Source organism: Streptomyces sp. NPDC007162, assembly GCF_040634175.1.
Classification (GTDB): Bacteria; Actinomycetota; Actinomycetes; order Streptomycetales; family Streptomycetaceae; genus Streptomyces.
In genome coordinates this window covers 1-2,922 of the sequence record NZ_JBEYFC010000794.1, presented here as the reverse complement: position 1 = coordinate 2,922, position 2,922 = coordinate 1, and the positions used below count along the sequence as shown (strand labels likewise).

Here is a 2,922-nt window from a genome sequence, read left to right as displayed (position 1 = left end):
GGAGGGCAGGCCCGCACCGATGTCCGTCCAGTGCGCGCCGGCGTCGTCGCTCCGGTACACCCCCTGTTCATGATCAAAGGCTTCGACAACCTTGATCATCAGGGGTCGTGTCTCTCGTTGCAGAACTGGGTTGACGGTCCACGCCTGCGCGTACTTCTCTGTCAGATTCAGCGTGTTGAGCCGCGCTGGCCAGCGTCTCGGTCGCGACGAAGGCGGGGCCCGCACCGGGCTCTCGGAGAGGAACCGACCGGGTTTTGGCTCTGCGCATCGGACGTGGCCATCTTCGCAGGCCATGTGTTACCGGCCTTGTGGGCCGATGCGGTGACCAACCAAGAAGGCGGCGGTACCGCTTGCTGTGGCGTCGAGAGGTCAGACGCGGAGCAGGTCGGTCGAGACCGTCCAGAGGCGCTTGGCGGTGGCGGGATCGAGCGCCCATTCCTTGACACCGTGCGGGTGCTGCGCGAGGTCGGCATCGTTCGTCACCGTGTAGGCCTCTTGTGCATCGTCGAGGTAGTGGCCTCCGGAGTGCGCGAACTCCGGGGCGACGGCTGCGACGATGCTGGTGGCAGCGCCCTGCTCGACCGTTTTGTACGTGAAGACTCCTGCGGCTTCGGCCGCGTCGAGCGACTTCTTCTGTTGCGTTGTGAAGTTCCGCTGCAGTCCCGTCGCGACACCGCCGGGGTTCACCGCATTGGCGATGATGCCGTCGGATGCCCAGAGGCGACTTGCCTCGACGGCGAAAAGAGAGTTCGCCGTCTTCGACTGGGCGTAGGCAATCTGCGGATCGTAGCTGCGACGCTCGAAGTGGAGGTCGCCGAAGTCGATGCCGGCACGCATGTGCGCCGTCGAACTGACCGAGACGATCCGTGCTCCGTCGCGGTCGGCCGCTCCCAGGGCCAGGGCGTCATGAAGGCCGGTGGCGAGGGCGACGTGGCCAAGATGGTTCGTCGCGAATTGCAGCTCCCAGCCCTCACGTGTGCGTTCGAGGCCACCGGTGACCACGCCCGCGTTGTTGATCAGCAGGTGCAGCGGGCCGTCCCACGCATCAACGAATCGCGTGACGGTGGTCCTGTCGGCAAGGTCGAGCCGGACGGCTCGGGGCCGTATTCCCCCGGTCGACTTCTCGATCGTCTCAGCGACGGCGTCTCCCGCCGTCGTGTTCCGGACAGCGAGCGTCACCTCGGCCCCGGCAGCGGTCAACGCGCGAGCTGTCTCGATCCCGATTCCGGAGGAAGCTCCCGTCACGATCGCGCGGACGCCGGTGAGGTCGACACCTCGCAGTACCTCGTCCGCGGTGCTGGAGGCGGTGAAGGGCGTGGAGATGGGTTCGCGAGTAGTCATGGCGGTGACTATACGCACTAGTCTTTATTTGTATAGTGCGACTCTCGCTCGTATGCTCGGTCCATGAACAGTCCCACCCCCAGCCCCCCGCCGCCGACGGTCGCCGACACCGACCGTCGGACCATGGTTCTGGACTCCGCCATGGTCACGTTCGCGCGATTCGGTTACCGGAAGACCTCGATGGAGGAGGTGGCGCGGGCGGCGGACATCTCCCGGCCCGGGCTGTATTTCCTCTTCTCCTCGAAGGAGAGCCTGTTCCGCGCCGCCGTCACCCAGGCATTGGAGCGCGACATCACAGCGGTCGAACACGTCCTGGCCGATACCGGCCGACCCCTTGCGGAGCGCCTCCTCGATGCGTTCGACCAGTGGGCGGGCCGCTACATCGGCCCGCTGACACGCGATGTGGCGATGGTCATCGAGGACAACCCGGGCCTCCTGGGGGAGATCGTCGAGACCACGCCGCAACGTTTCGAGCAACTGATCACAAACGCGATCGCCGTCGAGGCAGGACAAGCGGCGGCCCGCCAAGTCGCCCAGACGATGATCAGCGCATCGACCGGCCTCAAGCACCAGGCCGCATCGCGGGACTTCTACCTCGAACGACTGGAGGTCGCCATCAATCTCCTGGTGCGTTGAAGACGCTCACCGAAGCCGCGGGAGAGAGCCCGGCCGAAGAGCCAGGTCCGCCCACCCGGCCAGATCTGGCACCGATCCCCCGCCGCCGGACGATCCTCTGGCGCCCGGAACGTACGCCAACCCGGCAGGCTTCCACCCCTGTTCGGCCTACTTCAACACGTCTACCCAACAGGGAAGATGACGTACGCGATCAGCTCATCTCGCCGGCTGAGAACGCATCAGCCTTGCATCAGGACCCGGCCGGAGCCCTTGCCCGTCACCCTGACCAACGGAGTCCGGCCCCTCCGCGACCAGGTCCGGCCCTTCCCGGGCTTCAGGTCCTGTCCGGCCTCATCCTCGAAGACCACCCACGCGCCCAGGAGCTGGGCCGTCCTCTTACCCGTGACCACTGCTCCGTCCGCCACAGCTCAACGGCCCGCTCGTCCCGCTCGACCGCCCGGTGCGCGGGGACCTGCGGCGACCAGCCCAGCCGGTGCAGCAGATACGACACCCCACGCGGGGTGTACCGGTGCCCGAACAGCCTGTCGATCAGCTCGGCCACTCTGGCCGGCGTCCACCGCTGGTCCTCCGTCCAGCCGTGCGCCGCCGGCCCCCTTGGACGTCAGGGCCGCGCTGCCGCTCTCACGCCAGGCGCCGTACCAGGCGTACGCCGACTTCCGCGACACCCGCAACCTGCGAGCCACCTCCGGCGGCCGCACCCCCTGCTCGAACATCCCCGCAGCCTCGAAGCGCACCGCTTCACGCTTCGCCCGCCCCGCAGCGGTCAGACCGCCGCCATCCGCGTACCTCATGACGAGGATGTAGCACCGCCAACGCCCGCTGTCACCCCACCCTTTCCACCTCAGCGTCACGATTGGGTGTGTCAATTTAACGGCTGATCTTGGTTGTTGATGGTCAGTTGTTGCTCGGAGTCAGGCGGCCTTCGAAAGCGATCTGGAACGCGTT

At 66.8% G+C, this 2,922-nt stretch carries 3 protein-coding genes and 1 pseudogene; 1 reads left to right on the top strand and 3 read right to left on the bottom strand.

Translation table 11 applies throughout. The annotated features are described in order from the left end of the window. Positions 1 to 369 precede the first annotated feature (369 nt). Positions 370 to 1,341 (bottom strand): SDR family NAD(P)-dependent oxidoreductase, encoded by a 972-nt coding sequence (locus tag ABZ646_RS44040; RefSeq protein WP_360532687.1) that lies wholly within the window; start codon positions 1,339 to 1,341, stop codon positions 370 to 372. Between the two features lie 123 nt (positions 1,342 to 1,464). Between ABZ646_RS44040 and ABZ646_RS44035 the strand changes: the two genes are divergently transcribed. Further along, entirely contained in the window at positions 1,465 to 1,977 is a 513-nt protein-coding gene (locus ABZ646_RS44035) for a helix-turn-helix domain-containing protein (protein WP_360532684.1), read from the top strand. A 313-nt stretch (positions 1,978 to 2,290) separates the two neighbouring features. Here ABZ646_RS44035 and ABZ646_RS44030 read toward each other — a convergent pair whose 3' ends face one another. Together ABZ646_RS44030 and ABZ646_RS44025 are read right to left on the bottom strand one after the other, a co-directional pair. Next, on the bottom strand, positions 2,291 to 2,518 hold the full coding sequence (locus ABZ646_RS44030; RefSeq protein WP_360532681.1) for a winged helix-turn-helix domain-containing protein: 228 nt from the start codon (positions 2,516 to 2,518) through the stop codon (positions 2,291 to 2,293). Between the two features lie 109 nt (positions 2,519 to 2,627). Next, a pseudogene (locus ABZ646_RS44025) lies at positions 2,628 to 2,768 on the bottom strand (DNA-binding protein); the annotation flags it as partial. Positions 2,769 to 2,922: the final 154 nt, after the last annotated feature.

What these genes read in the sequence shown, in the direction of transcription:
- ABZ646_RS44040 (WP_360532687.1), bottom strand. Translation starts at nt 1,341, where the DNA reads ATGACTACTCGCGAACCCATCTCCACGCCCTTCACCGCCTCCAGCACC.
- ABZ646_RS44035 (WP_360532684.1), top strand. Translation starts at nt 1,465, where the DNA reads ATGGTTCTGGACTCCGCCATGGTCACGTTCGCGCGATTCGGTTACCGG.